This window comes from Streptomyces sp. BBFR2 (assembly GCF_044497305.1).
In the GTDB taxonomy this organism is placed as follows: Bacteria; Actinomycetota; Actinomycetes; order Streptomycetales; family Streptomycetaceae; genus Streptomyces.
The window spans coordinates 6,994,620-7,018,817 of sequence record NZ_CP172415.1 but is presented as its reverse complement, the minus strand read 5'-3'; the positions used below and the strand labels follow the sequence as shown (position 1 = coordinate 7,018,817).

20 protein-coding genes and 1 pseudogene are annotated in these 24,198 nt (G+C 67.6%); 4 read left to right on the top strand and 17 right to left on the bottom strand.

Features of this window, described 5'->3' with window-relative positions:
• Positions 1-39: 39 nt before the first annotated feature.
• Positions 40-978 (bottom strand): alpha/beta fold hydrolase, encoded by a 939-nt coding sequence (locus ACGH2B_RS29125; RefSeq protein WP_399096367.1) that lies wholly within the window; start codon positions 976-978, stop codon positions 40-42.
• A 218-nt stretch (positions 979-1,196) separates the two neighbouring features.
• Between ACGH2B_RS29125 and ACGH2B_RS29120 the strand changes: the two genes are divergently transcribed.
• On the top strand, positions 1,197-1,790 hold the full coding sequence (locus ACGH2B_RS29120) for a TetR/AcrR family transcriptional regulator (RefSeq protein ID WP_399096364.1): 594 nt from the start codon (positions 1,197-1,199) through the stop codon (positions 1,788-1,790).
• 115 nt (positions 1,791-1,905) lie between these two features.
• Here ACGH2B_RS29120 and ACGH2B_RS29115 read toward each other — a convergent pair whose 3' ends face one another.
• The 5 genes from ACGH2B_RS29115 to ACGH2B_RS29095 form a co-directional block, all read right to left on the bottom strand.
• Positions 1,906-3,048, bottom strand: coding sequence for a class I SAM-dependent methyltransferase (locus ACGH2B_RS29115; RefSeq protein WP_399096361.1), 1,143 nt, complete (start codon positions 3,046-3,048; stop codon positions 1,906-1,908).
• Positions 3,049-3,263: 215 nt separating this feature from the next.
• Positions 3,264-4,757 (bottom strand): glycosyltransferase, encoded by a 1,494-nt coding sequence (locus tag ACGH2B_RS29110; RefSeq protein WP_399096358.1) that lies wholly within the window; start codon positions 4,755-4,757, stop codon positions 3,264-3,266.
• A 225-nt stretch (positions 4,758-4,982) separates the two neighbouring features.
• Positions 4,983-6,617, bottom strand: coding sequence for a hypothetical protein (locus ACGH2B_RS29105; protein ID WP_399096355.1), 1,635 nt, complete (start codon positions 6,615-6,617; stop codon positions 4,983-4,985).
• Positions 6,618-6,853: 236 nt separating this feature from the next.
• On the bottom strand, positions 6,854-7,561 hold the full coding sequence (locus tag ACGH2B_RS29100; protein ID WP_399096352.1) for a SpoIIE family protein phosphatase: 708 nt from the start codon (positions 7,559-7,561) through the stop codon (positions 6,854-6,856).
• 7 nt (positions 7,562-7,568) lie between these two features.
• Positions 7,569-8,591 (bottom strand): hypothetical protein, encoded by a 1,023-nt coding sequence (locus ACGH2B_RS29095; RefSeq protein WP_399096349.1) that lies wholly within the window; start codon positions 8,589-8,591, stop codon positions 7,569-7,571.
• A gap of 337 nt (positions 8,592-8,928) precedes the next feature.
• On the opposite strand from ACGH2B_RS29095, the gene ACGH2B_RS29090 reads away from it, so the two are divergent.
• Positions 8,929-9,855, top strand: coding sequence for a phosphotransferase family protein (locus tag ACGH2B_RS29090; RefSeq protein WP_399096346.1), 927 nt, complete (start codon positions 8,929-8,931; stop codon positions 9,853-9,855).
• 122 nt (positions 9,856-9,977) lie between these two features.
• Here the strand turns inward: ACGH2B_RS29090 and ACGH2B_RS29085 are convergent, their stop codons facing one another.
• From ACGH2B_RS29085 to ACGH2B_RS29060, 6 genes are all read right to left on the bottom strand, one after another.
• Positions 9,978-11,171 (bottom strand): MFS transporter, encoded by a 1,194-nt coding sequence (locus ACGH2B_RS29085; protein WP_399096343.1) that lies wholly within the window; start codon positions 11,169-11,171, stop codon positions 9,978-9,980.
• A 333-nt stretch (positions 11,172-11,504) separates the two neighbouring features.
• Positions 11,505-12,473, bottom strand: a complete 969-nt coding sequence (locus ACGH2B_RS29080; RefSeq protein WP_399096341.1) for a UDP-glucuronic acid decarboxylase family protein — start codon at positions 12,471-12,473, stop codon at positions 11,505-11,507.
• Positions 12,474-12,839: 366 nt separating this feature from the next.
• Positions 12,840-14,087 carry a diaminobutyrate--2-oxoglutarate transaminase gene (gene ectB, locus ACGH2B_RS29075; RefSeq protein WP_399096338.1) on the bottom strand — a complete coding sequence of 416 codons (1,248 nt, stop codon included), beginning with the start codon at positions 14,085-14,087 and terminating at the stop codon, positions 12,840-12,842.
• Positions 14,084-15,034 (bottom strand): ornithine carbamoyltransferase, encoded by a 951-nt coding sequence (locus ACGH2B_RS29070; RefSeq protein WP_399096335.1) that lies wholly within the window; start codon positions 15,032-15,034, stop codon positions 14,084-14,086. Before ACGH2B_RS29070 ends, ectB begins: the two co-directional genes overlap by 4 nt.
• Positions 15,035-15,055: 21 nt before the next feature.
• On the bottom strand, positions 15,056-16,186 hold the full coding sequence (locus ACGH2B_RS29065; protein WP_399096333.1) for an inosamine-phosphate amidinotransferase 1: 1,131 nt from the start codon (positions 16,184-16,186) through the stop codon (positions 15,056-15,058).
• Between the two features lie 45 nt (positions 16,187-16,231).
• Complete coding sequence (locus tag ACGH2B_RS29060) at positions 16,232-17,212, bottom strand: TauD/TfdA family dioxygenase (RefSeq protein WP_399096330.1); 981 nt, start codon at positions 17,210-17,212, stop codon at positions 16,232-16,234.
• A gap of 1,057 nt (positions 17,213-18,269) precedes the next feature.
• On the opposite strand from ACGH2B_RS29060, the gene ACGH2B_RS29055 reads away from it, so the two are divergent.
• The gene (locus ACGH2B_RS29055) at positions 18,270-19,292 is read left to right on the top strand and encodes a streptomycin biosynthesis protein (protein ID WP_399096327.1); all 1,023 of its coding nucleotides are present in this window, start codon (positions 18,270-18,272) and stop codon (positions 19,290-19,292) included.
• A 171-nt stretch (positions 19,293-19,463) separates the two neighbouring features.
• On the opposite strand, the gene ACGH2B_RS29050 is transcribed toward ACGH2B_RS29055, so the two are convergent.
• The 5 genes and pseudogenes from ACGH2B_RS29050 to ACGH2B_RS29030 all read right to left on the bottom strand — a co-directional run.
• Positions 19,464-20,255, bottom strand: coding sequence for an ABC transporter permease (locus tag ACGH2B_RS29050; RefSeq protein ID WP_399097395.1), 792 nt, complete (start codon positions 20,253-20,255; stop codon positions 19,464-19,466).
• Between the two features lie 14 nt (positions 20,256-20,269).
• Entirely contained in the window at positions 20,270-21,106 is an 837-nt protein-coding gene (locus ACGH2B_RS29045) for an ABC transporter permease (RefSeq protein WP_399096324.1), read from the bottom strand.
• Entirely contained in the window at positions 21,103-22,116 is a 1,014-nt protein-coding gene (locus ACGH2B_RS29040) for an ATP-binding cassette domain-containing protein (RefSeq protein WP_399096321.1), read from the bottom strand. Before ACGH2B_RS29040 ends, ACGH2B_RS29045 begins: the two co-directional genes overlap by 4 nt.
• On the bottom strand, positions 22,104-22,553 hold the full coding sequence (locus tag ACGH2B_RS29035) for a hypothetical protein (RefSeq protein WP_399096318.1): 450 nt from the start codon (positions 22,551-22,553) through the stop codon (positions 22,104-22,106). Before ACGH2B_RS29035 ends, ACGH2B_RS29040 begins: the two co-directional genes overlap by 13 nt.
• 113 nt (positions 22,554-22,666) lie before the next feature.
• Positions 22,667-22,961: pseudogene (locus ACGH2B_RS29030) on the bottom strand (IS5/IS1182 family transposase); the annotation flags it as partial.
• Between the two features lie 216 nt (positions 22,962-23,177).
• Between ACGH2B_RS29030 and ACGH2B_RS29025 the strand changes: the two are divergent.
• The gene (locus ACGH2B_RS29025; RefSeq protein WP_399096315.1) at positions 23,178-23,972 is read left to right on the top strand and encodes a PIG-L deacetylase family protein; all 795 of its coding nucleotides are present in this window, start codon (positions 23,178-23,180) and stop codon (positions 23,970-23,972) included.
• Positions 23,973-24,198: the final 226 nt, after the last annotated feature.

Genomic DNA, 24,198 nt, shown 5'->3' with positions numbered 1-24,198 from the left:
CGTGACTCGGGCGGCGCGGTCGGCCGGGTTCGACGGGTGTCATGCGCCGTCGGTGATGAAGTCGGTGATCGCCGCGGCGACCGCTCCGGGCTGTTCGTCGGGGATGAAGTGTCCGGCGTCGGACACGACGATTCCGGTGGTGTTGTCGGCCCACGGGCCGATGGCGGCGGCCATGTCCGGAACGGAGCCGTGGCTGCCGGAGATTCCGAGGACGGGCACGGTCAGGTGCCGCCGCGCGAGCGCCTCGCGGTTCTTGCGCGCCGACTCCGCGGCGTCCCGGTAGTACGCCAGGCAAGCACGCAGACCGCCGTCGGCGGCGACGGCCGCCGCGTAGTGGTCGAGTTCGGCGTCGTCGAACGTGCCGGGAGACAGCGCCTTCGCCTTCAGGAACCAGCCGACGTACGCGCGTTCGCGGCCGGCGAGCAGGGTCTCGGGCAGGTCGGGCACGGTGTGGAACGCGAAATGCCAGGTTTTCCATGCGCGTTCCGGGTCGGTGGGGATCGACTCCGGGAGAGTGATACCGGGAATTCCGGCGTCGAGCAGAGCGACCCCGCGCAGGTGGTCTCCGAAATGGAGGGCGAGGGAGAAGGCGACCCAGGCGCCGATGTCGTGGGCGACCAGGGAGTAGGCCGGCACGCCGAGAGCCCGCACGGCGGCGTGCACGTGCGTGGCGACCGTGTGCGTGTCGTAGCTGCGCTCCGGACGCTCCGAGTGACCTTGGCCCGGCAGGTCGATCGCGATGACGCGGAACCGGTGGGTGAGGCCGGGCATCACCTTGCGCCAGGCCCACCAGGTCTGCGGGAATCCGGCGAGCAGGACGACGGTGGGGCCGTTCGGTCGTCCGCCTTCGACGGCGTGAAGGCGGACACCGTCCGCGTCGACCCAGCGGTGCGTGAATCCGGCCAGGTGCTGGAGGGGCAGGTCGCGGATGGGGTTGCTGTCGAAGCCATGCGGTGCGGTGGTTGCCGGGCCGGTCACGGGGGTCCTCCGTCGGTGTCGGGCGTGCGGTGGGGCGGGCGGACCGGCCGACGGCGGTGGCCGAAACCACGCGGTGTGTTTCTCGCACGGTCGCGGAGTACGCGGCACGCCTGACCAGGGCCACGCCGGAAAGCTAACACATCTTGAACCGATCGGTTCAAGATAGAATGGCGTGCGACGCAGTCCGGACCATCGACGCATCGACAAGGAAGTGCCGCGTGGCAGGCAAGAAGCAGTTCGACATGGACACGGCGCTCGACGCCGCGATGCTCCAGTTCTGGCGCGACGGCTACGCCGACACCTCACTGGACGATCTGTCCCGGGCGACCGGCCTGAACCGCAGCTCCCTCTACTCCTCCTTCGGCAACAAGGACAAGCTCTTCCTGCGCTGCCTGGATCGCTACGCCGCGCGCTACGGCGAGAAGTACGACGCCGCCCTGGCGTGCGCGGCCTCGGAACCCGTTGCCGCGATCCGCGCGTTCTTCGACGTCACCCTCGACCGCATCGCCGATCCCGGACTACCGGATGGATGCCTGATCGCCCAGTCGGCCATCGCCCTTCCCGTGCTGAAGCCGAGCGTCGCAGCACACACCGAGCAGGCGCTCGGCTTCCAGCTCCGGCGCCTGCGCACCGCGCTGAAGGCCGGCCGGCTGACCGACCGGGACGCCGAGACCTTCGCCGTCCACACGGCGGCCGTGAACCAGTCGCTCGCCGTCATGAGCAGGGCCGGAGCGAGCCCGGCGCAGCTCCGGGCCATCGTGGGCGTGACCGTTGACGCGCTGTCGCAGGCGGTGCGCGGAATCCGCCCTTGATGCGGCGCCACGGGAGGCGGGCGCGGTGCACCCGCCATGGTGCGACCGGTACACCAGCGGGCCGGCCCCGCTCCGAGGGCGGGGCCGGCCTGCTGCTGGTGCGCGGACGCCGGATCTACTCGGGGAACAGCGACCGGTAGACCGGATGACGGTGCGCGGCGTTGCTCCGGTACGGGGAGAAGTGGCGTGCGCGATGGACCCCGGTAGCGGTGTGCAGCTCTCCTGTGAGGTCGTATTCCGGGTGGATGCCGTCTTCGCTCAAGACGGTGCGGAAGGTCAGGTTCATGACGTCACCCGCTTCGACCGGAATGCCGTTGTCGAACAACGGCAGGTAGATCGACGCCCAGTTGGTCTTGCCCCGCATCGCGTCGAGCGGCTCCTGATCGGGGAGGCAGCGCATCACCAGCCAGGTGAGCACACCGTCCACCGTGCCCGGCCGCGTCATGGTGAGGCGAACGTCGGCGTCCTGCTCCACCTGGAGGTCACCGTTGAATTCGAGCCGCTCCACCGGCGCGCTGTCCGAGATGACGGCCTGCCGCGCCGGGTTCACGACTCGCAGCCGGACGTCGAACGGCCCACCGTTCCACTCGAAGAGCCGCTGGAGCTGCGGTAGCGCCGCGTCCGAGAAAGCCGGTGCGCGGCCTGCGAACAGGTCGGTGAAGTTGACTGCCGCTGCCTGCGTCAGGCACAGGTCCGGAACGATGACCGCGTCCGGCGTCAGAAGGCGTCGCTTCGCATCGGCGAAAACGGCTGCCGCGCCCTCGGCACCGGGGAGGGAGCCGAGGATCTCCGCCACGCACACTTCCGCCTTGGGCTCGATTTCGAGCGCGGTCGACTCGCCGTGCAGCAACGTGGCCCGGTGCCCGTCGGCGAGGCCCGCCAAGGTCTGCGACGCGGTTCGGAACGAGCTCTCCATCGCCTCCATGGCGAATACCTGACGGGCACCGGACCGCAGGCCCTCTCTCGCCCAGAAAAGCTCCGGGCCCGTACCGATGTCGAGGACGATACGGTCGCGCGCGTGCTTCTCCAGCGCTTCGCGGAATCTCCAATTGCGTTCCGCGTCGGCCATCATCGCGTCGTACAGTGCAGTGTCATAGATCGGGTACTCGCCGTGGGTCGGCATCAATGCCGGTGCCACTTCCGTGCCGGGGGACGCATCCACCAGCACTCCGGTTCGCCAGCCAGTACCTTCGATGTATTGGATTGTCAGAGGGGACTCGGATCCTTGCGCCTCAACCCGCTGATTCTTAGCGACCATTGTTGGATCGTAGCAAACATGTTCCGAATTTATTATCGGTCCGCCATGTTTACTTCGCACCGCTTTCTTATCGGTGTACCGGCCGCCGACGTCCCCGCGTACGAGGGGCTGAAGCAGGTGGTGGCCGGTCCCCGAAGGAGACACGGCCACCACCACGTCCGGTACGTCACAACCCAGTGCCCGCATACCGGCAAGGCGTACCGCCTACCGCCGGCTCAGTCCTCCGGCGGAAGGGGAAACGCATACCCTTGAGCCACCAGTTTCCTGACAAGACTTTCCGGCAGCCGGCACGTTTTCATGGAAGGGCACATCGCGACATCCAGCAGTTCGGAGATTCCCTCGTCGACGTGGAAACTCTGATTCCCGCGATGCGGGTCGACGATGTGCAAGAGGTGACCGGAGCAGCTCACCCACGGCGGGAGGACGTACCGGGACCGCTCATCGAAGGTGAGAGGTTTCTCCATTCCGTAAGCCTCGAAGAAGATCTGCGCGGTGGGGTCTTCGTAGTCCGCGTAAATCTGGCGCGCGCCACCGAACCGGGCCCTGTTCTCATCGATTTGCCGCTGGACCGGCGACTTCTTCAGCGGCTCGGGGGCGCGGTCGGGCCGGCTGAGCATTTCCACAGTGCGTGCGGTCACAGCGGCCTCCGAGAACGCCGCCCGTCCACGGTCGAGGGCGGCTTCCTCCACCACGCTCAAGGCCTTGTCCGTCCCCGCCAGGATGGCCTTCACCAGCGTGCCGGGGTCCACGACCGGCCCCATGGTGGACCGGCGGACGGGTACCAGCGTCAACTGCTGGGGGAACCACTCCTGGAACGCGTGGTGACCGCCCCAGGCTGTCGTCACCACCTGACGGCCGTTGACCAGCGACGCCAGCACGGATGAGCCGAAGTTCTCATCGGAGTGCACCGTCGGCGACACGAGGACATGAGGCTCTTGATGCACGTCGTAGAAGAGCCAATCCCGAGGTTTGAGTCCGTGCCACGTCACCACATCCGCCAAGCCCAACGACTCGGCGAGCCCTCGTAGGTATGTGCCGTAGTCCGGATAATTGAGACCCATGTTGGGGCTGCCGAGATTGTCTTCGCCGCCGTACACATCCAATGTGACCGCCGGCGCCCCGGCGTACGAAGCGCGCAGCATCCACAGGGCGAACAGCAGGGTGTGTAAGTTCTTCTGCTCCGAGATGCGCCCGACGTAGGCCAACCGCGTGGTCTCGGTCTTCGTACGCTGTTTTCCGCTGTTCACCTTGAAATGGTCGACGAGCGGAAACGGGATCAGTTCGATCTGGGCTTTCGGGAAGCAGGAACGGACCGTGATCGCTTCCGCTTCGCACGTCACGACGAAGGTGTCTCTCTCGGTGAGCACGTCGGCGAAGGCACCAAAGGCTTCGAAGCCATCGGTGCCGTCGCCGAATATATAAAGCGTCATCGGCGCGGGCACCTCCATCTTCGACCTCAGAAGGAGTGCGGCCTTCACGGTTCCGGGCGTCACCGTGGTCAGGACGATGCGCTCGAACCGCGAAGCGCGCGCATGAAGGCGCTGCTCGACCTCCGGCGGCAAGGGCACGCACAGCGTGCTGACGGTCTTTTGCCCAGACCGCCCGATGCCGTCCCAGATGCGCTCAATGGCGGGGACGACTTCCTGCAGGCTCAACCACCAGTCTTTTTCCCTGGTGGTCAGCACTATGATGCCATCGTCATTCGACACGTGTTCCCCTCAGGTCCGATGTTGGCTTTGCGGTCGCGAGTTGCTCGAATGCCGTCGCACTGATCTCGCCGACCACGCCGTTGCGATTCGGGAGATCGGCGAACGTCCGCTTGAGAACGGGATTGTTGTGACCGTAGTGGAGAGGGATTGTGGTGACCGTAGTGGACAGTTCCTGCTCCGTCGAGAAATTCCGAGGCCGCGGCGGGTGCGCCGTTGTCCACCGGCTCAGGCGGGGATGGTGAGGGTCGCGCGGACGGGGTGGAGGTCGATCGCGGCGGTGTGGCCGGCCGCTCCGTCCGGGCCGGCGCCGGACCAGTAGCCGCCGGTCCTGCGGGCGTTGACCAGAGCGACCTCGTAGGTGCCGGGGGCAAGGTTCTCGAACAGGCCGGTGGACTCGTACCGGCCGCCGGTGAAGTCGCCCTGGACGCTGTGGGTGCCCCGGATGCCGGTTCCCGTGTCGCCGATGTCGCGGAGCCGGAGTTCACCGGTGATGGCGCCGCCGTCGTGGTACCAGAAGGGGCCCCGCTTGTACTGCGCGTCGGCCGTCCAGCGGGCGACGATGCCCTGGCCGCCGTCGGCCTCGGACGTGGCCCGGTACAGGGTGATGCGGTGGCCGGCCCAGGTGAGGCCCGCCGGGGAGTAGTCCCCGGCCCTCGGGCTGGACACGCTCTCGTGGAGGGTGAGGCCGGCTTTCGGCGGGGCGTAGGGCTTCGGCGGCGGGGGCACGTCGGTGTCGACGCCGCGGTGGAGCAGGATCAGATTCCGGCTGCCGTCGGCCTCGGTGTACGTGAGCAGCGCGGGGGTGTGCCGGCTCTCGTGGCCGGCGATGGCCTCGCTCTTGCTCCACTTGCCGTCCTGGTAGACGGCGTGGTGCAGCAGGTCGCTGTCCGGGGAGGGGTAGACGGCGTGCAGCTTGCCGTCGTAGGAGGCGATGGACGCGCCGCGGCGACTGGTGAGGCCGTCCAGAGCTGTGGCTTTGCTCCACGTGTTGCCGTCGTAGGTGGCGTGCCACAGGCGCAGGTCGTACTCCCTGCAGTAGAGCAGGTGGAGAAGGCCGTCGTGCTCGGTCAGGGCATAGTTACCCGGGGACCGCACATTGGCTGCCCTCGCGGCCTCCTGCTGCTCGGTGTTCACCACCTGAAGCTGCTCACCGCCGGGCCCTTGCCGGACGGGGACCCACTCGTGGTCCTCGGAGAGCATCGCGTGCTGAACGGCCCCGCCTTCCCAGCCCTCGGGTTCCTCGCCGGTCCTGTCGCCGGCGTAGACCAGGTGGAGCCGGTTTCTGTAGACGGCCAGGCCCGGCCAGCGGCCCGGCCGGATCCCCGGGGCGCCGCCGCACTCCCTCGCCTCTGTCCATGTGCCGCCCGCCGGTCGGTACGTCGCGCCGAGCCCTTCCCGGCCACCGTCCCAGAAGCGGTAGTACACCGAGTGGACGGTGCCCTCGTACGCGGCGATGGTTGGTGTGTGGAAGGCGAGGTTGCCGTTGCCGAGGTAGGAGTCGGGAGTCCACCGGGTGGCCTCGTCGACCGCGGCGGTGGCTTCGGCCAGGTCGGCGTCGAGGGCTGCCCGGTCCGCGTCCGCCAAGTCCTCGCGGTAGCGGCCCTTCACCTCGTCGACCTTGGCCAGCAGCCCCTTGACGTCCACCGGGGTGTAGGACGTCCAGCGAAGCGGGGTGCCCTCCCGCACCCCGCGGCGAGCCCCGCGGTGGATACAGACCAGGGTGTCGCCGTCCAGGGCGAGAGCCGGTGTGGCCGCGCTCCGGTGGTCGGCGAACCTCCCGCGCTCACTCCAGCCGTCGGCAGTGGTGTACACCGAGCACCACAGGTTCCGGTCTTCCTCATGGGCGATCGTGGGGGCCATACACACTCCTTGAAACGAACGAACGAGGACGAGCCACCAGGGGATCCGCACGCACGAGGCCCGACCGTGCCCTGGGCGGCGCATCTGACGGACGGCAGGCACGTCGCGTCGAGGGCGCGGGTGCGGAGAACGTTTCGTGCGGGGACTGCCCCGGTGCGGGGGTGTGCCGATCGAGTCGGCGGCACGGCGCATCATCAACCTGCTGCCGTCTCCGACGGCTTCGGGAGGCGTCTGCGTCAGGTGCGGCGGATCACGATGGCGGTGGCGTCGTCCCTGGCACCATCGGCCCCGATTCCAGCGGCGGCCACCAGGGCCTCCGCGAGAGCCTGCGGCTCGCCCTCGTACGTGAGGGCCAGCGCCTCCATCGCGCCATGCGGCACCTGGTCGTGGACTCCGTCCGACGTGAGCACCACCAGAGGGCAATCGGTCCACGCCTCCGCGACCGTGGCGACGGCGGCGGTTCTCACCGTCGTGCGTACCCACTTGGCGGCCAGGCCCGGTATCTCGCCCTCGTACCCGCACGCGGCCAACTGCTCCGCGAGATTGTGATCGGCGGTCAGAGGCCGGAGTTGCCCGTCCTCCAGGGCGTAGGCACGGCAGTCGCCGACCCACGCGATGCGGATCTGGTCCGTCTCGGCTCGCGCCGTCGCGATCACCGCGACGGCGTCCGGCTCAGGCTCTTCGCCCGAGCCCGGATCGGCCACCAATTCGGTGCCGGTGAGAAGACCGGCGAGCGCTCCCCGGCGAGCGGCGGTACGGGCGATGACCGTGGCGAGCAGTTGCGCGACGGACACGACACGGCGGCTGTGCCCGGTGCCGTCGACCAAGGCCGCGGCGGTGGTGCCGTCCTTCTGTACATGGACGGCGACCGCGTCCCCACTGGGGACGATGGTGCCTTCCCTCGTGGCCTTCCCTATGCGCACGTTCCCGCCTGCGCCGGTCATGGCCACGTCAGACCACCTCTATGAGTACGGCGGACTGGACGATCCCCACACCCTCGCTGTAGACGATGGCGATATCGCCCGCGGAAAGCTCACCGGATTCGATCGCGAAATGAAGGGACGCTATCGGGTCCGCCCCGCCCAGATGGCCGATCTCGCGTCCTCGGGCCTCGCTGGATCGCGCGCGCTCAATGTTCCCGATGTACGGAAGATATTCTTCCTCCATCGCCTGGCGCCCCTTGAAGGGCAGTACGATGCGAGCCACTTGTTCACGTTCGATGCCGGCTTCGGCCAACACTCGGTCAATGACGATACCCGTTCCGTTCCCGCGCATTTTCCAGGCTTCTTCACGGGGTATGCCGGACGTCGAATAAAAGGCACGGGAGCGCTCCGAAAGGCTTACCGGAAGACTGACCCCGTGCCCGAACACACGGGGCCCGCGGTGAACCCCTTCGAGCTTCGGCTGCGTGTACGTCACCGCCGCGAGCAGACGCGCGAATCCGCGCTCCCTGGATATCACCAGCGCCGCTCCGCCATCCCCGAAAGGCACGTCCGGGTCGACGGTCCACCGATCGATGACCTCCTTCGGCTGCCAGCTTTCGGCGGCAGTGATCAGCGCGGCCGGCTGGTCGGCATCGCAGGTGAGGTGAGCAGCAGCCCAGCGAATGCCGTTCACCACTCCATCGCACCCGTTCATCAGTTGTGCCACGTCCCGGAAGGACCCCTCACCGAGTTCCCGTTCGAGCCACAACGCGGGGTTCGACATACGAGGGGACGGATCCAGGACGGATGTGTGAACGAATAGCCCGACATCGTCGAAACCGTATCCCGCGTCGGCGAGGGCCGATCGCGCCGCGCGGGCGGCGAACGCGCCCGGAGGTTCGTCCTCCGGGGCGACTGTGACGGTGCGCTGTTCTGTGCGTTCCGCGAGTTTCGACGGGTAAATTCCGTCCGCTACAGCCTCTGAAACCGAGGTGGCGGGCGGCAAATCCACAGCCGTCGCCGCGATAAAGATATTCCCCCAACGCGCCATGATGGCCTCCGTCCACGTTTTCGTGCTTCGAGTTGCATTTCTACGGGTCGGTCCGAGGTTCTCCACGGCACCGTAGCAGAGGAGTTTTCAAATGGCTTGCGAGGAAGGCGAGTTCAGGTAGCCGGTGGCACTCGGGGCAGAGGCCGGGGCGTTGAGGGTGATACCGGCCATCCGTTGTCCGAGCGGGTGACGGTTGGCCATTTCCGCTCTCGGCACCCACTTGAACACCGCCTACGGGAAGGGGAGTTGGTCGCCAGGACGATGTTTGCCCCTGCCCCCGTGCACGTGATCACATGGTGCGGTGACTAACTGTGATGAGGAGACGACTGTCCGACCGATGACCCTGGCCTGGGTGAACCAGTACCTGGATGTCGGCGAACGGGTCGTCGGAGTCGAGACATTGCACGGCGGTATGACCGCCGAAATGCGGAAGCTCACCATCGGCACACGGGACGGAGTCACCCGTCATCTGGTGCTGCGGAGTTTCGTCGACCCGTACTACCTGGAGAATGCCAAGGACTGGCTGAACAGGGAGGCCGGCGCCCTGACGCTGCTCACGGAGACCGATGTGCTCGCCCCCGGGCTGGTCGCGGTCGACCCGACCGCCGCGCAGTGCGAGTACCCCTCACTGCTGATGACGCATCTGGCGGGCCGGTCGGTCCTCGACGACGAGGGAGCCGAGGCGCGTGTTCCGCTGCTGGCCCGTCAGCTCGTGGCCATCCACGCGCTGCGTCCCGCCGAACGCCCGCAGGAATTCCGGACGTTGACGACGGCCGAGTCCGTCGTGATTCCGGAGGGCGGCGACGCGACGGCGTGGGCCGGGGCGATCGATGTGATCCGCGAGCCCGCACCGTCCTACGAAGGGCGGTTCCTGCACCGGGACTTCCAGCCCGGCAATGTGCTGTTCGACGTGGCGCCCTCGGACCCGGCACGCACCCGGATCACCGGCGTCGTCGACTGGGCACAGCCCTCGTGGGGCCCCGCGGACCTCGATGTCGCCCACTGCTGCACCAACCTCGCGCTGCTGCACGACCCGTCGTGGGGCCTGTGGTTCGCGCAGACGTACGAGAAGGCGGGCGGGTCGCTGGCCGCGGCGCGGAACGAGCGGCTGTACTGGCTGGTGCGGGATGCGATGGCGTGCTCCGAAGAAGTGGCGCTGTGGGCGAAGGCGTGGCAGGAGGCGGGGAGGACGGACCTCACGACGAGCATCCTGGAACGGCGGCTGGACACCTACGTGACCGGCCTGATGAACGCGCTGGGCTGAGTCACCGCGGTCCGGAGTACGGCCCCGGCCTCGTCACTCATCGTGTCCCCGCCGTCGAACACGACGGGGACACGATGACCGCCCACTCCCCCGGGCACGGACCCGCGGCTTCGCCGTCCGGTTCATCTCCCGGCCCGGAAGCGGGTCAGCGCGGGGACGGCGAGTCCGATGAGGACGGCGCAGCCGATCACACTCGCCCCGCCGATGAGCACGCTCGCCGACGGGCTGATCAGTGACCCGACGGCACCGGCCCGGAAGTTCCCCAGTTGCCCGCCGCCCGCGCCGATCGTCATCTCGACCGAGGCGACCCGGCCCCGGAACTCGTCCGGCGTCGTGGCCTGCACCATCGCGCTACGGAACACCACACCGATCGCATCGGCCGCGCCGGCGAACGCCAGAGCCCCCAGGGCCGCCGCCAAGTTCCCGGCCAGCCCGAACCCGACCAGGCCGAGCCCCCACCCCGCGCCGGCGACGAGCAGCGCCAGGCCCTGCCGGGTCACGCGCCGGACCGGGCCGGACAGCACCGACCCGACCACACCACCGACGGCCGGCGCCGCGTTGAGCAGGCCGAGCGTTTTGGGGTCGCCGCCGAAGTGCATCGCGTTGATCGCCGGGAACAGCGCGGCAGGCATGCCGAGCACCATCACGTTCATATCCGCGAGGAACGCCCCACCGATCACACGGTCGCCTTTGACGAATCGCAGTCCCGCCACCAGCGACCGCAGTCCGGGACGGGCCGGCGTGCCCTCCGGACGCATCGGCGGCAGCCGATGGACGCCGTAGAGGGCCGCGCCGAAGCCCACCAGATCCACCAGGTAACAGCCGCGCAGCCCCCACCCGGCGGTGACCAGTCCCGCCACGGACGGGCCGATGATCAAACTGCCGTGGAACGTCAGCATGGTGAGCGCGGCCCCCGCGGGCAGCGACTCCGGCGGCAGCAGCCGGGGCACGAACGTCCGGCGGGCCGTGCCGTCCACCGACGCGATCACGGACTGGATCACGACCAGCGCGTACAGCAGTCCCACCTGACGGAGCCCGGTGAACGCCTGCGCCGCCAGGGCCGCCGACACCACGGCGAGCAGTCCGGTGGTCAGCAGCACGAGCCTGCGCCGGTCGACCGCGTCCACGAGCGGGCCGCCCAGCAGCCCGGACACGACCGTCGAGACTCCGGCGGCCAGGCCCACACCGCCGACCGCCAGCGACGACCGGGTGATCGTGTAGACCTGCAACGCGACCGCGAACACCGTCATCTGCGCGCCGATCGCCGACAGGCCGCTGCCCAGCCAGAACCGGCGGAACGCGGGCGACTCCCCCAACGGCCGGACATCCATCAAGAGCCGGAGCTGTGCCGTCACCCGACCAGCGGCCCTCGGACGTATCGGGCTCCCTGCCGCGCGCACGCCTCAACGGTGACCGTGCCGCCGGGCGGGGCGGCCACGACGGGCGTTTCGCGGCCGGTCCGTGGCCGCGCGTCCGGTGAGGAGCGGGCCGGGGATGCCTGGAGCCGCGTCGCGCCGGCCCGGTGGCCGCGGCGGGAGACGCCTGTCCCGACTGCGAACTCGGCGTCGGTGCCGACTGTGAACTCGGCGTCGGTGCCGACTGGTTGCGAAGTCACGGTGTACTCACTCCATCGGGGGCGCGGGGAGGGGTCAACGGCCGAGCGGGCTCAGGAGGCTGTCCTTCAGGAACCAGTCGATGGTCTTCTTGATCCCGGCTTCCAAGCTAACCACCGCCCGCCAGCCGAGGGCCCGTTCGGCCTTGCTGATGTCCGGTTTCCGTACGGCCGGGTCGTCCTGGGGACGGGCCACGAATTCGACGGCCGAGGAGGAGCCGACGAGCCCGCGGATCATCTCGGCGATGGCGAGCACCGTCATCTCGTCCGTCCCGCCGATATTCACCGGCCCCTTCTCGTCGCGCGCCCGCAGGAGCCGGAGAAGCCCTTCCACGGTGTCGCTCACATAGCACAGGGAGCGGGTCTGGCTTCCGTCCCCGGTCACCGTCAAGGGCTCGCCGGCGATGGCCTGGCGGATGAAGTTGGGGATCATCCGGCCGTCGTCGGCGCGCATGTGCGGCCCGAACGTGTTGAAGATCCGGGCGATACGGGCGTCCACTCCCCGTGCGTCCCGGTAGGCGACGGTCAGCGCCTCGCTGAAGCGCTTGGCCTCGTCGTAGACGGCGCGCGGGCCCACCGGATTCACATGGCCCCAGTAGCTTTCCGGCTGGGGGTGGACCCGGGGGTCGCCGTAGACCTCACTGGTGGACGCGAGCAGGAAGCGGGCGTCCTTGCGGCAGGCCAGCTCCAGGGCGTGTTGGGTCCCGAGGGACCCGGCACGCATCGTCTCCAGCGGACGTCGCAGATAGGCGGCAGGGGACGCGGGGGAAGCGAGGTGGAGCACCGCGTCCACCTCGCCCCCGATCTCCAGCCCGGCCGACACATCGGCCTCCAGCAGTTGGAAGTCACGGTGGCGGGCCAGCGGTTCGACATTGCGTACGGCGCCGGTGCTGAAGTCGTCGACGCACACCACCGCAGAGCCCTCGCGTAGGAGCCGCTCGCACAGGTGCGAGCCCAAGAAGCCGCCGCCGCCCGTGACCACTACACGTCCCTCGTGTTGCGCCATGGCCCTTCTCTCCTTGAATTCGAGATGTCTACGGCATCGCGGTCCCGCGCTTCACGCGTGGGCCGTTGCGCCACCTCCGGCACGGTGTGACGCGCGTATGTGACCTTGAGATATCGATTCCTTCATATCCCTCCCGGTCAGGACGCCCGGGAATTCGTCATAAGCGGGAAGTCCTTCGGTGGGGTGGCCGCCGTGGAAGCGGGAGATCAGCGGCGTGTCCCGCCCTTCCGGAGATGCTCGTGGGGGGAGGAAAGATTTCCTGTGTGTCCCGCGACCCGCCCCTTTCACGGGTATCGGCACCAGGAATGTCTTCGTCGTCCGGCTCTTTCTCTCCCCTTTTCCGGTGCCGGTGCCGGTGCCATCCGCTCAGACGAGTGTGGCGAGAGCCGACTTCACGGATGCGTCGAGGATTTCCAGGGCGTGGTCGATGTCGCCGGTGGAGACGGTGAGCGGCGGCAGGAGTTTCACGACCTCACCGGACGGGCCGCAGGTCTCCACCAGCAGACCGCGGTCGAACGCCGCCGCGCTGATCCGGTCGGCCATCTCTCCGGCGGCGGTCCGCAGGCCCAGGGCGAGGCCACGCCCGCGGGCCGTCAGCCCCTCCCCGGGGTAGGAGGCCACGATCTGCGCCAGCCCTGCGGCGACGCGTTCTCCCTTGACCCTGGTGGACTTCTCCAACCGGTCATCGCTCCAGTAGACGCGCATCGCCTCGGCGGCGGTGACGAACGCCAGGCTGAACCCGCGGTAGGTGCCGTTGTGTTCCCCCGGCCCCCACACATCCAGCGCGGGCCGGATCAAGGTGAGCGCCATCGGCAGCCCGTAGCCGCTGATGCTCTTCGACAGGCAGACGATGTCCGGCTCGATCCCGGCGTCCTCGAAGCTGAAGAAGGAACCGACGCGACCGCAGCCCATCTGGATGTCGTCGACGACGAGGAGTACGCCGTGGCTCCGGCACACGGCGGCGAGATTCCGCAGCCACTCGGCGCGGGCGACGTTGATCCCGCCTTCGCCCTGCACGGTCTCCACGATGACGGCGGCGGTCCCGGTGAGGCCGCCGGCGGAGGCCGCCAGTTGACTCTCGATGTCCGCGACGCCGGTGTGGTGGTCGTCGTAGGGAAGTTCCGCGCGGTCCGGAAGCGCGGTCCCGGCGCTGCGGCGGGTCGCCGGATTGCCGTTCACCGAGAGGGCTCCCAGGGTCATGCCGTGGAACGCGTTGCCGAAGTGGGCCACCCACTTCCGTCCGGTGGCCTTCCGCGCCAGCTTCAGCGCCGCTTCCACCGCGTTCGTCCCGGCGGGGCCGGGAAAGACGACCTTGTAGTCCAGCCCGCGCGGGGCGAGGATCTTCTCCTCCAGCGTCTCCAGCAGCTCCCCGCGCGCCACCGTCCACATGTCCAGGGCGTGCGTGACCCCGTCGCGTTCCAGGTAGTCGACGAGTGCCCGCTTGAGAACGGGGTTGTTGTGTCCGTAGTTGAGGGCTCCGGCCCCGGCGAAGAAATCCAGGTAGGGCGTGCCGTCCGCCCCGTGGAGCCGGCTTCCCGCCGCCCGGCCGAACACCACCGGCCACCGCCGGCTGTAACTGCGCACCTCGGAGTCGAGCCGCTCCGCGGTGCTCATGACGAGAAGCCCGCCGTCCACAGCAACGCCGCCGCGGCGGCGGACGCCTTGTGGTGGGCCTGCCGCTGCACGAGCGACGTCACGCTGTTGCCGTCCAGGACGTCGGACATCACCTCCTGGTCCCGGACCGCGGGCAGGTCGTGCATGAACACCGCCTCAGCCGGTCCGCTGAAGCGCCTCATCAGGTCCTTCGTGACGACGAAGTCCGCGAAACGGGAGAGCCAGTCCGCATCGTGACGGGCCGCGCTCATCGACTGCCACCGCGTGGTGTAGACCGCGTCGACCGGGTCCGGTGCGGCAGGCATGTCGTGGTGTTGCCGGACGACGTCCTCGCCACGGAGGGCGTTCAGCGACTCGATCTCCTTCGCCGAGAAGCCCGAGCCGTGCGGGCTGTAGACGTCGAGGCCGCGGAACGGCAGCTTGCAGACGAGCATGGCCAGGGACCGGGCCGTGTTGTTCACCTCGCCGAGATAGGCCAGGCGCAGATTCTCCACGTCGCCGAAGTGCTCACGCATCGCGCAGAGGTCGGCGATCGCCTGGGTGGGGTGTTCCTCGTGGGTCAGGGCGTCGATCGTCGCCGGTACGTGCACCGCCAGCTCGGCCAGGTCGCGCTGCGGGCCGTTGGTCCGGGCGACCACGGCATCGAGGTAGTTCGCCAGCATCGCGCCGGTGTCGCCCCACGTCTCACCCGTGGAGATCTGCAGATCGGCCGCGCCCATGTGCAGCACGTCGCAGCCCAGGGTCCGCGCCGCGCTCCAGAACGACGTCCGGGTCCTGGTGGACGGCGCGGTGAACACCAGGCCCACCCTCGTCCCGGCCAGTCGGCCCGCGAAGGCGTCGGGCGTCCGTCCGTAGCGGAACGCGATGTCGCCGAGGTCCGTGATGTCTTCCGCGCCGAGGTCCGCCAGGCTGAGCAGCGGCCGGCGGTTCGAAGGTCCAGCAGTCACTGAAATCACCTACTCCTCGGGTCAGTCCAGATACCGTTCGGGCCCGCCCTCGCGCACCGTGTCCAACGTGACGCAGTGGAATCCGCCGCCGAGCACCCGTGAATGGCGCAGCCGGCGCGGCACGACCGTGATGCCCTTGGACTCCAGCAACCGGATCAGCTCCGGCTGATTGCCATCGACGATGGCCATCTCCGGACTGACCATCAGCAGGTTCATCCCCACCCAGGGGGTGCTCAGCGTGCGCGGGAGCAGCGGCGCCACGGGCTCGTTGATCGGCGGGCACCAGATCACGTCCCATCCCCGCAGCGGCTCCGGAATGGTGTCCGGCGTCACCCGCGAGGGGTTGAGCAGCACCAGCCCCGGCCGCAGGAAGCAGATCGTGCTGTCGATGTGCGTGCCCTGGTACAGGTCGCGGAGCGGATGGACCCGGATGTCGCCCAGCAGCCCCAGCGTCGACTGCAACCAGCGCAGGCCGATCTCGTTGCCGCTGCGGGAGACCTGGTAGAAGACGTCACGGCCGAGGCGCAGGACGTTCGCCGCCTCGAACGCCGGCTCCGCCTCCCCCAGCGTCGGGTTGCCCTCCTTGTCGGTGAGGAACAGCTCGTCCCGGAGCTGCGGCCGCGGCGCGCCCAGCCAGTGCGCACCGCGCACCAGGTAGTCCTGGAACAGCTCCCGCAGGTTCGACAGCTCGAAGTACCGGCCGCGCGACGGGCTCGGCGTCTCGATGATCGTCGATCCGACGACCAGGGCGAGGTCTCGCGGGCAGTACGAGTGACGGCCACGAGTACGCCAGCCGGGGCCGCCGAACTCCTGCTCGTGATCGGAGGCGGGCGGCTGGTGCACCACCACGCCCATCTCGCGCAGTGTCGTGACGAGATCGGCCAGGTCCTCGTTCGTCTCCTCGATCACCCGCTTCGGGAACTGCCCACCGACCTGCTCCCGTTCGGCAGGTGACAGCTCGGGATAGTCGTTGAGCCAGGCCGAGAGATCGGTCTGCGCCGGAACTCCCGCGCGCGTGGCGTCACCGACGACGATCTCCCGGAGCGGACTGAATTCGTCCCAGGAGTTCACCGCCGTCGAGCGGTGCTCCTGTGCCGTCGCGTGGTTGATGCTGAGGTCTGCTGTCGACTGTGTGCCGGGCAGCGCTGCCATGTGTGTGTCCTCCTGTGCCCTCGTCGGCTGTTCTGGCTTTCTCGGCTACTCCGGTACGCGCGTGCCCCAGCGGCGGAACGTCAGGGCGGATCCGCAGATCATCGTCCGCATCAGCCAGCGGTCCGTTCCGTCGAAGCGCGCGGCGAACGGCGTGCGGGCGTGGACGACCCGCTTGTTGTCGAAGATCAGCAGATCGCCCTTCTCCATCACGTGGGAGATGGCGGCCTTGTCCAGCGCCACACCGAGTTCGCGCAACGCGTCCGCCGCCTCGGTGTCGGCCTTGTCGAGGGGTTCCAGGTGGTGCGTGTCGTAGGCGATCTCCGGCGAGGACTCCGATCCCGACAGGATCGCGAGGGGGCGCATCGGCACATCGTCCGGCAGCACGTGCGCGGGGTCCGGCCGGACGTGATAGCGCGGCTGGCGGAGAACCGCGATCCGGTCGGGCGGGAGATCGACGTCCTTCGCCTGCGAGTACTTGGACGCTCCGGAGGGATCGCCCCGCAGGCACAGCAGGCCGGCGTAGTCGCAGCGGTCCTCGCGGAAGCTGTCCTCGCAGTGCCAGTCGAGCATGCCGGTGCTGCTCTGGCTGGTCTGGGTGAACTCCATCTTCCGCACCGGCACCATGTTCTGGACGATGCGGCCGTGGTAGAGGCTCGCGTAGTTGAAGGGCTCCCCGAGCATGACCGTCACGGAGGCGAGCAGCAGCGAGGCGCGCTGTGCGGGGCCGGGGGGCGGCGGCGCGTACGGGGCCGGCGCCGTCGCGGGAAGCTCCGCGCTGTCCGGCAGAAGTCCGCGCAGGAGGATCACGTCCCCCTCCGGCGCGTAACGCCGGTATTCGATGACGTGGCGGCGCAGATAGGCCGGCAGGAGCGAGTTCGCGGCAAGCGCCAGATCGACGAATTCGTCCGGGGTCAATGTTTCAAGATCCCTGTTGCCCACCATCTTGCCGATCGCCGCCCATAGCTCTTCGGCTTCGTGCGGCTGTATCTTGATCGCCGATGTAGACGGTTTCTTAGTGGATTCCACTCCGTTCCCCTCTCTTTTCAGCGTTTGGCCCTCAAGCGTAGATACATGGCACTCATAAAAGGAAGGCGATGTCACGCCCCGGTGAACACGTCCGGGATGTGACCCGGATCGAAGACACCGACGTCACGTCATCGCCATATCACCGGCCAGAGCTTCCCCATCCCGGAAAACGAGCAGTGGCGGCGATGCATTTCCTGCGCATTCTCACCGTACAGACCCTGCGGAACGTCACCGGCGATGACAAGGTCCGGCCGCTTTCCTTAATGCGAAAGGGGACCGGCACTGGTTGCCGAGATTGTCGCGACGGTCGGTACAGGGGCGTTGCCGTGGATCATCGCGGATGAGCTGCGGGGCCGTCCAGAGCAGACCCTCGTCCTGCTCCGCTTCGGCTTCAGCTTCGGCCCGGAACGCCGAACCGAAACCCATCGCGCCTTCATCTCGTCGGGCTGCGACTCGCCTCGTCCCAAGAGGGCCCGCGCAAGATCCTTTACGGACGGGTGGCCGCGGCCTGCCGGCCGGCCGGCAAGGAAGCGGGAAGATCACGGTGGGCCGTGGGACGGCGTGCCGACATACCAGCGTGGCATGTGCATCTGCGGATTTTCCGCGATTGCACGACCGGCCCCCATGGCATCTTTGAACAGCACCAACAGGGCTTATAGCGAAATTGCCCGTTGTGCGCACCTTGGGCACCGCATCGAGTGCTCCCTCGCCCCAGCTCCTCGCAAGCCCCTCCGCATCGGCCGGCGAGCGTTACACGAGGACCGGTGACCGCCCGGCAGCGGCAGGACGGCCCGCGCGGTTCGCCCCGTCTCGCGCAGCGCCGCGGCCCGAGTCCTGGCTCGGGCCGCGAACAGCGTGCCATCCACCAGGGAGATACGCGTTCCGGGGTATACACGCCGACCGCTGGACCGCAAAAATATGGCAAGCGGAAGGGGGCTGACCGGGTGTCCGGACGACACCTTCCCATAGATCCAACTCGCGTGCATGATACACCGAAAGAAAAGCACACGGATTTGCGGTGATGGTCACCGGCGGACGCCCTAGAGGGAGTTACGTCATGGATATGCGTGAAATCGGACCAAACGGGCAAGATACCGAAATCATGTTGCGGCGATTTTCGGCCGATGGGGATGCGCCCGTGGTGGAGCTTCCGGTCGCCGAATTGGTCCTCGCCGAATCTCCTCGCTCAAAAGGCATCTCTTCATCCCATGTCCATATCCTCAAAGAAACGGACGCCACGCTCCCCCCGATCCTGGTGCACCATTCTTCCATGCGCGTGATCGACGGGATGCACCGAGTACAGGTGGCCATCCTCAAAGGGATGCAAAGAATCCAGGCCCGGCTTTTCGAGGGCAGTCACGACGAAGCGTACTTACTGGCAATAAAGATGAACACCGCGCATGGATTACCTCTGCAGTTGGCAGACCGACGCCTCGCCGCATCACAAATAATCAAAATGCATCCGGAGTGGTCGAACCGGGCCATCGCAGAGGTCGCCAGCCTGTCCGACAAGACGGTCGCCAAGCTGCGCAGCCAAACATCAAGCGAGTCCGAAAAGCGAAAACATCGGATAGGCAAGGACGGGAAGTGTCGCCCGGTGAACCTTAACGACGGGCGACTACGGGCGAGTCAGACCATAACCGCCCACCCGGACGCTTCACTGCGCGAAATCGCGAAAGCCGCAGGCATCTCCCCCAACACCGCGCGGAAGGTCCGCAACAGCCTGCAGAAGGGACAGAGCCCTCTTCTGGAGGCAGTTCCCACCGGCGCCGATTCGCTCGGCATGGCCGGGATCAGGGGAAGGTTCTCCAGGCCCCTCTCGAAGACCATTTCATCGATTCCGGTTGTCGGCGGAGGCACGACCTGGGTGCAGCTCAAAAGCGACCCCTCCATACGATCGACAGAGGTAGGAAGGTTTCTGCTCCGCAGCCTGAGCCTGAACGCGATCAACGCTGATACGTGGGACAAGATAATTGAGGCCATCCCCCGGCACTGCGTCAAGGGGGTGGCCGACGCGGCACGGGAATGCGCGGCCGCATGGCAACAGCTCGCCGACCGGCTTGATAACGCGGAGGACTGACACCTTAGGTCTGACAACAGGCCGCACGTAGGTGCTGGAGGGTGTCCTTTCTCCGGCCCGCGCCGGACGCCATGCCCTGGTCCGGCGCGGATCTCCCCGGCAGATTCACCACAGGGGCGGAGCCCGGCAGCAACGCCATGTGTGACGGGCCCGCCCCCGCAGTCTCCCGGTTCAGGCGCCGACGCTCTGGTAGCCGCGCATCTGCCGACGCCACCACTTGTACGCGGCAGCGAACCACAGCACACCGATGAGCGGCGCGGCGACAGCCAAGGGGGCCGGGATGTGAAGTGAGCCGGTCTTGCCCAGGAGGACGCTAGACGGGATGTAGGCGACGACGGCCACGGGCAGCACCCAGGTGAGGCCCCACGTCAGCACACCGCCGAAGACGCGCGTCGGGTAGGAGCCGAACATCAGGTAGATGTTGTCGATGAGTTGGCCGGCCGCCCACGTCTGCACGAAACGGAAGCTCAGGGACGAGACCACGACCGCGGCCGCGCCTTCGGCGAGCGCGCCCCCGATGACCGCGAGCACCAGGTACCCGACGCTGAGCGGCGAGAAGTCGATGTCGACCAGGTTCACGGCGATCGTGAACAGGATGACCGCGGCCATCACGTCACCGATCACATTCATCTGGAACCGGCTGGTGATGATCTGGAGGAACGGGTTCAGCGGCCGCACCAGATAACGGTCGAACCGGCCTTCGCGGATCGTGGTGTCCATGAATTCGAGCTGGTGGAAGGGGACGACCCATGCGGCGTGCGCCATCAGACGCAGCGAGTAGAGAAAGGCCAGCTCTCCGAAGTTCCAGCCGGCGATGGTGTCGAAGGTCCGCAGCACGACCCACACGAAAGCGATGCCGCTGCCCTGGTACACCAGGCCCAGCGCGCACAGCATGACGAAGTTCAGCCGGTACTGCATCTCGCCCCGCACCGCGGCCCGGTAGAGCGAGAAGGTGACGCGCATACTTCCCACAGCCGTCATCCTCCCTGGACCACGATGCGGTGGAGCGCCCGCGACCAGATCAGCCGGGCGGCGCCCGCCAGCAGGACGATCCACAGAAGCTGGACCCCGATCGCCTGGACCGCTTCGCCGCCCGCCAACTGCCCTCCGTAGAGGGCGACGGGGGTGAACGTGGTCGCCTGGAAGGGCAGGAGTTCGGCGACCGTCCGCAGCGCGTCCGGGAAGAAGTACAGCGGGATGAGCGCACCGGCCAGGAACTGGCTGATGAGGGTGACGAGCATGCTGAAGGCACCGATCTCGGTCGTCCAGAAGGCGCTGAGGCTGACGATCAGGTTGAGCAGCATCGAGATGCCGAACGCGCACAGGAGACTGATCAGCCAGTAGCCGAAGGCCGCCGGCGAGGCGGGCGGCCCGAGCGTCCCGACGAGCGCGACGAGGGGAAGCGCCGCTACGGCGAACAGCACCATGGCCAGGGCTCCCCCCACCAGGTGGGCCAGCATCTGCGGCACGAAGCCGGCGGGCCGCAGAATGTCGAAGACGATCCGCCCTTCCCTGACCAGCGCATACAGGTGGGAACCGACGGCGAAGTCCTGCATCGCCCAGTTCTGGAGGTTGGCGATCGTCAGGTACACCAGGACGTCCGCCAGCGCGACCCCGTTGACCACTCCCGCCTCGCCGTACAAGGCGGTCCACACCTTGCGGAGGATGAAGATCTGGACGATGACGACGGCCAGCATGAAGAGCGCGTTCTGACGGTAGGTCACCGCTATGCGCAGCCGGCCGCGGACGATCTGCAGGTAGGCGGGCATGTTGCGCAACGGGCCGGCACAGCGCGTGGCCTGGACGGCGTTCATACGGCGGCCGTGCGGTTGCCGTACAGGGTGCGCATGACGTCCTCGAGCTCGGGTTCCACGATCGAGAGGTCGGTCACGGGGCAGCGGCCGGTCACCGCCGCGATGATCTCCTGGGCCGAGATCCGGTGCGCTTCGAAACGTATTCTCAGCGTCGGCCCCTCGTCCGCGATCACGTCGCCGGGGAATTCGGGCCCGAGCAATTCGGCGCCCCGGGCCGCTGAAACGCCCGGGGCGAGCTGCACGACCAGGGTGCGGTATGGCGCGTACGCGGCCTTCAGCTCCACGACGCCGCCGTCGTAGAGGATCCGTCCCTGATCGATGAAGACGACGCGGGTGCACAGGGCCTCCACATCCACGAGGTCGTGTGTGGTGAGGACGATGGTGGTGCCGGTCTCCCGGTTCATCTCGGCGATGAAGTCGCGCATCCGGTCCCGTGCCACGGCGTCCAGCCCGATGGTCGGTTCGTCCAGGTAGAGGAGGGGCGGTTCGTGCAGCATGGCGGCGGCCAGGTCGCCGCGCATGCGCTGGCCCAGGCTGAGCTGGCGGACCGGCCGGTCGAGGAACGGGCCCAGGTCGAGCAGTTCGATGAACCCGTCCAGTCTGCGGCGGTAGGCCGCCGCGGACATGCGGTACATCTTTCCCAGCAGGGTGAAGGAGTCCACCAACGGCAGGTCCCACCAGAGCTGGCTGCGCTGGCCGAACACGACCCCGATGCGCATCGCGTTCCTCTCCCGGTCCCGCCAAGGGGCGGTGCCGTCGACCTCCAGCAGGCCGCTGGTGGGGACGAGCACCCCGGTCATCATCTTGATGGTCGTGCTCTTCCCCGCGCCGTTGGGACCCAGATATCCGACAAGCTCGCCGTCCGACACGCTGAAGTCGATGCCGTCGACGGCACGGACCTCGTCGTACTGCCGGGTGATCAGGGTCCGCAGACCGCCGAGCGCGCCGTCGTGGCGGCGCGGGCGGCGGTAGTACTTAGTCAGCCCCTCCGCTCTGATCAGTGTCGGCATGCGGCATCACTGAATCCAGGAGTGAGCGAACAAGCGGCCGGGGCCCGGCCGGACTCGGCTGCCAACGGGCTGGGAAAAGACACTGGTTCGCCGTCCGGCTCCGTGCGGCGGGCTGCGGCGGCGGGAGCGGTGGCGCCCGTCCGGTCGATGACGGGCAGGCCCGCGGACGCCGCATGCCTCGGAAAGCCAGGGACGGCCGCCGAAACGGCGGCGATCCGCGCGGACGCCCGACCGGAAACATGGGTACGTGAAGTGGGCGGATAAGTCAGGGCGAATTCCTGCGCCGCCGATTGCTTCTCGTCGTCGGGCCTCTCGTCGGTGACGTTCTCGGCTTCATGGCTGCTGTCCAGGATCTGGTGATTCAGGGGCGGTAAGCAGGCCCACAGGTTTTTCCTCCCGCTGCACGACGGGATGACGACACTCACCTTCATCTGCATGCTTTCTCCATAGGCTGCACGGCGGTCTGCGGGAGCGTATCCGCGCCGGGGACGGCAGGCCAGGTATGCACAATCCGCTGCGGACGGCAGGGCGAGAAGGTTTGGACCGTGTCCTATGCGGTGAGGCGGGCGAACCGCTTGCACCGGCACAGGGCTGCGGCGAGGCCGAAAAAGGTCAGGCAGTTGAGGGGTGGCGTTCGTAGCGGTGGTTGAGCCGACGGTATCCGGTCAGTCAGGGCTTGGTGCGTTCGGTGCCCCATCTCCGGTGGCCGAGCCGTTCGCTGGAGTGGATGCCCTTGTGTGCGACGCGGACGCCGCTGCGCTGCCGCGTGACCATCTGCGCAGGTGAGGGACGTCGTGCACCGTGTCGGCGGGCAGGCGTACCGCCGCCCTGCGGCCGCGTTCCGGACGGCGGGATCAGCGGTTTCGCGATCTCCCGCAATCCGTCCGGAACAATTCGACTCCACGTACCCCGCCCATGATGAGGCCAACAGAACCTCGCCGCATAGGACACGACCCAAGGGATGTCAAGGGGGACACCAAGGGGTTATTTTCATCGAAAGCTGCTGCCAAGGCCTCTTGGGGCTCTTGACGTGCATGAGTGATGCATTCACGATCGTTGCCATGAATGAAGGCAAGGCGTGTTCTCGGAGCAAAAGAATGGAATCGGCAGTGGTGAGAGAAGGAGCTCAACTCATACTATCGCCCCACTTCGATGATGCTGCTTTATCTGCCGCACTGCAGGCGATCCGTCCGGGCAGCACGGTGGTGACCGTCTTCAGCGGGGCACCTTCCGATGGCCAAGGGGAGACTTTCTGGGATGCGTTGACACGTGCCAAATCGGCCGCGTCACGTCATGAGGAAAGGGTGGCCGAGGATTCGGAGGCGATGAACGGCCTCGGCTGTTCCATTCGGTATCTGGACGAGCTGGAGGAGCAATACCGGTCGGCCTCCGAAGTGGACCTCGGCCGCCTTGAGGCTCTCGTCTCGCCTTGGGTGGGTAACGCGTCGGAGGTATGGGCTCCGGCGGCCATCGGCGGACACACCGATCACATCGCGCTCCGGGAAGCTACGCTCGCGGCGTGCCGCGCTGCGGGAGACCGGGCTCCCGAGCTGTACTTCTATGCCGATATTCCGTACACCCTGGCGTACGGATGGCCCAGTTGGGTAACGGGAGAGCCTTGTTCTGAATACCTCGACGTCGACTCTTGGCTCAACGCTGAACTGACCTCTCAGGGGATTGACGAGATCTGCGCCGAGCGGAAAGTTTTCCCCTTGGACAGGGAAAGCCAAGAGCGTAAGCGAAGTGCGGTCCTCTCGTACAGGAGTCAGCTCCCCGCGCTCGGCCTGAGGCCGGTGGATACGGAACGGTGGGGCCAGATACTGGGGTACGAGGTCGCTTGGCGCGTGCTGCTCTAGGTTCGCGTCATGTATGCCTCGATCGTCCATGAGCCTCCGTCTACCAACTGACGGCGGATCATGAACAACCGAGGCTCAATCACTCCACTGATCAACAGGATTGACGATTACTCGGCGCCGGTCTCTGCTTTTCCGGTCTCCACTGTGGCTTCACTCATGAAGACTGACGAGAGGGGCCCATCGTCACGTTGTCCGATCGGATTCCGCGTTCTCATAGATGAACTCT

Bases quoted from the DNA above. Each gene is read 5' to 3' on its own strand.
- ACGH2B_RS29095 (WP_399096349.1), bottom strand. From the start codon at position 8,591: ATGGCGCGTTGGGGGAATATCTTTATCGCGGCGACGGCTGTGGATTTG.
- ACGH2B_RS29100 (WP_399096352.1), bottom strand. From the start codon at position 7,561: ATGACCGGCGCAGGCGGGAACGTGCGCATAGGGAAGGCCACGAGGGAA.
- ACGH2B_RS29040 (WP_399096321.1), bottom strand. From the start codon at position 22,116: ATGCCGACACTGATCAGAGCGGAGGGGCTGACTAAGTACTACCGCCGC.
- ACGH2B_RS29055 (WP_399096327.1), top strand. From the start codon at position 18,270: ATGGATATGCGTGAAATCGGACCAAACGGGCAAGATACCGAAATCATG.
- ACGH2B_RS29050 (WP_399097395.1), bottom strand. From the start codon at position 20,255: ATGCGCGTCACCTTCTCGCTCTACCGGGCCGCGGTGCGGGGCGAGATG.
- ACGH2B_RS29115 (WP_399096361.1), bottom strand. From the start codon at position 3,048: ATGGTCGCTAAGAATCAGCGGGTTGAGGCGCAAGGATCCGAGTCCCCT.
- ACGH2B_RS29105 (WP_399096355.1), bottom strand. From the start codon at position 6,617: ATGGCCCCCACGATCGCCCATGAGGAAGACCGGAACCTGTGGTGCTCG.
- ACGH2B_RS29045 (WP_399096324.1), bottom strand. From the start codon at position 21,106: ATGAACGCCGTCCAGGCCACGCGCTGTGCCGGCCCGTTGCGCAACATG.
- ACGH2B_RS29065 (WP_399096333.1), bottom strand. From the start codon at position 16,186: ATGGCAGCGCTGCCCGGCACACAGTCGACAGCAGACCTCAGCATCAAC.
- ACGH2B_RS29025 (WP_399096315.1), top strand. From the start codon at position 23,178: ATGAATGAAGGCAAGGCGTGTTCTCGGAGCAAAAGAATGGAATCGGCA.
- ACGH2B_RS29090 (WP_399096346.1), top strand. From the start codon at position 8,929: ATGACCCTGGCCTGGGTGAACCAGTACCTGGATGTCGGCGAACGGGTC.
- ACGH2B_RS29035 (WP_399096318.1), bottom strand. From the start codon at position 22,553: ATGCAGATGAAGGTGAGTGTCGTCATCCCGTCGTGCAGCGGGAGGAAA.
- ACGH2B_RS29080 (WP_399096341.1), bottom strand. From the start codon at position 12,473: ATGGCGCAACACGAGGGACGTGTAGTGGTCACGGGCGGCGGCGGCTTC.
- ectB (WP_399096338.1), bottom strand. From the start codon at position 14,087: ATGAGCACCGCGGAGCGGCTCGACTCCGAGGTGCGCAGTTACAGCCGG.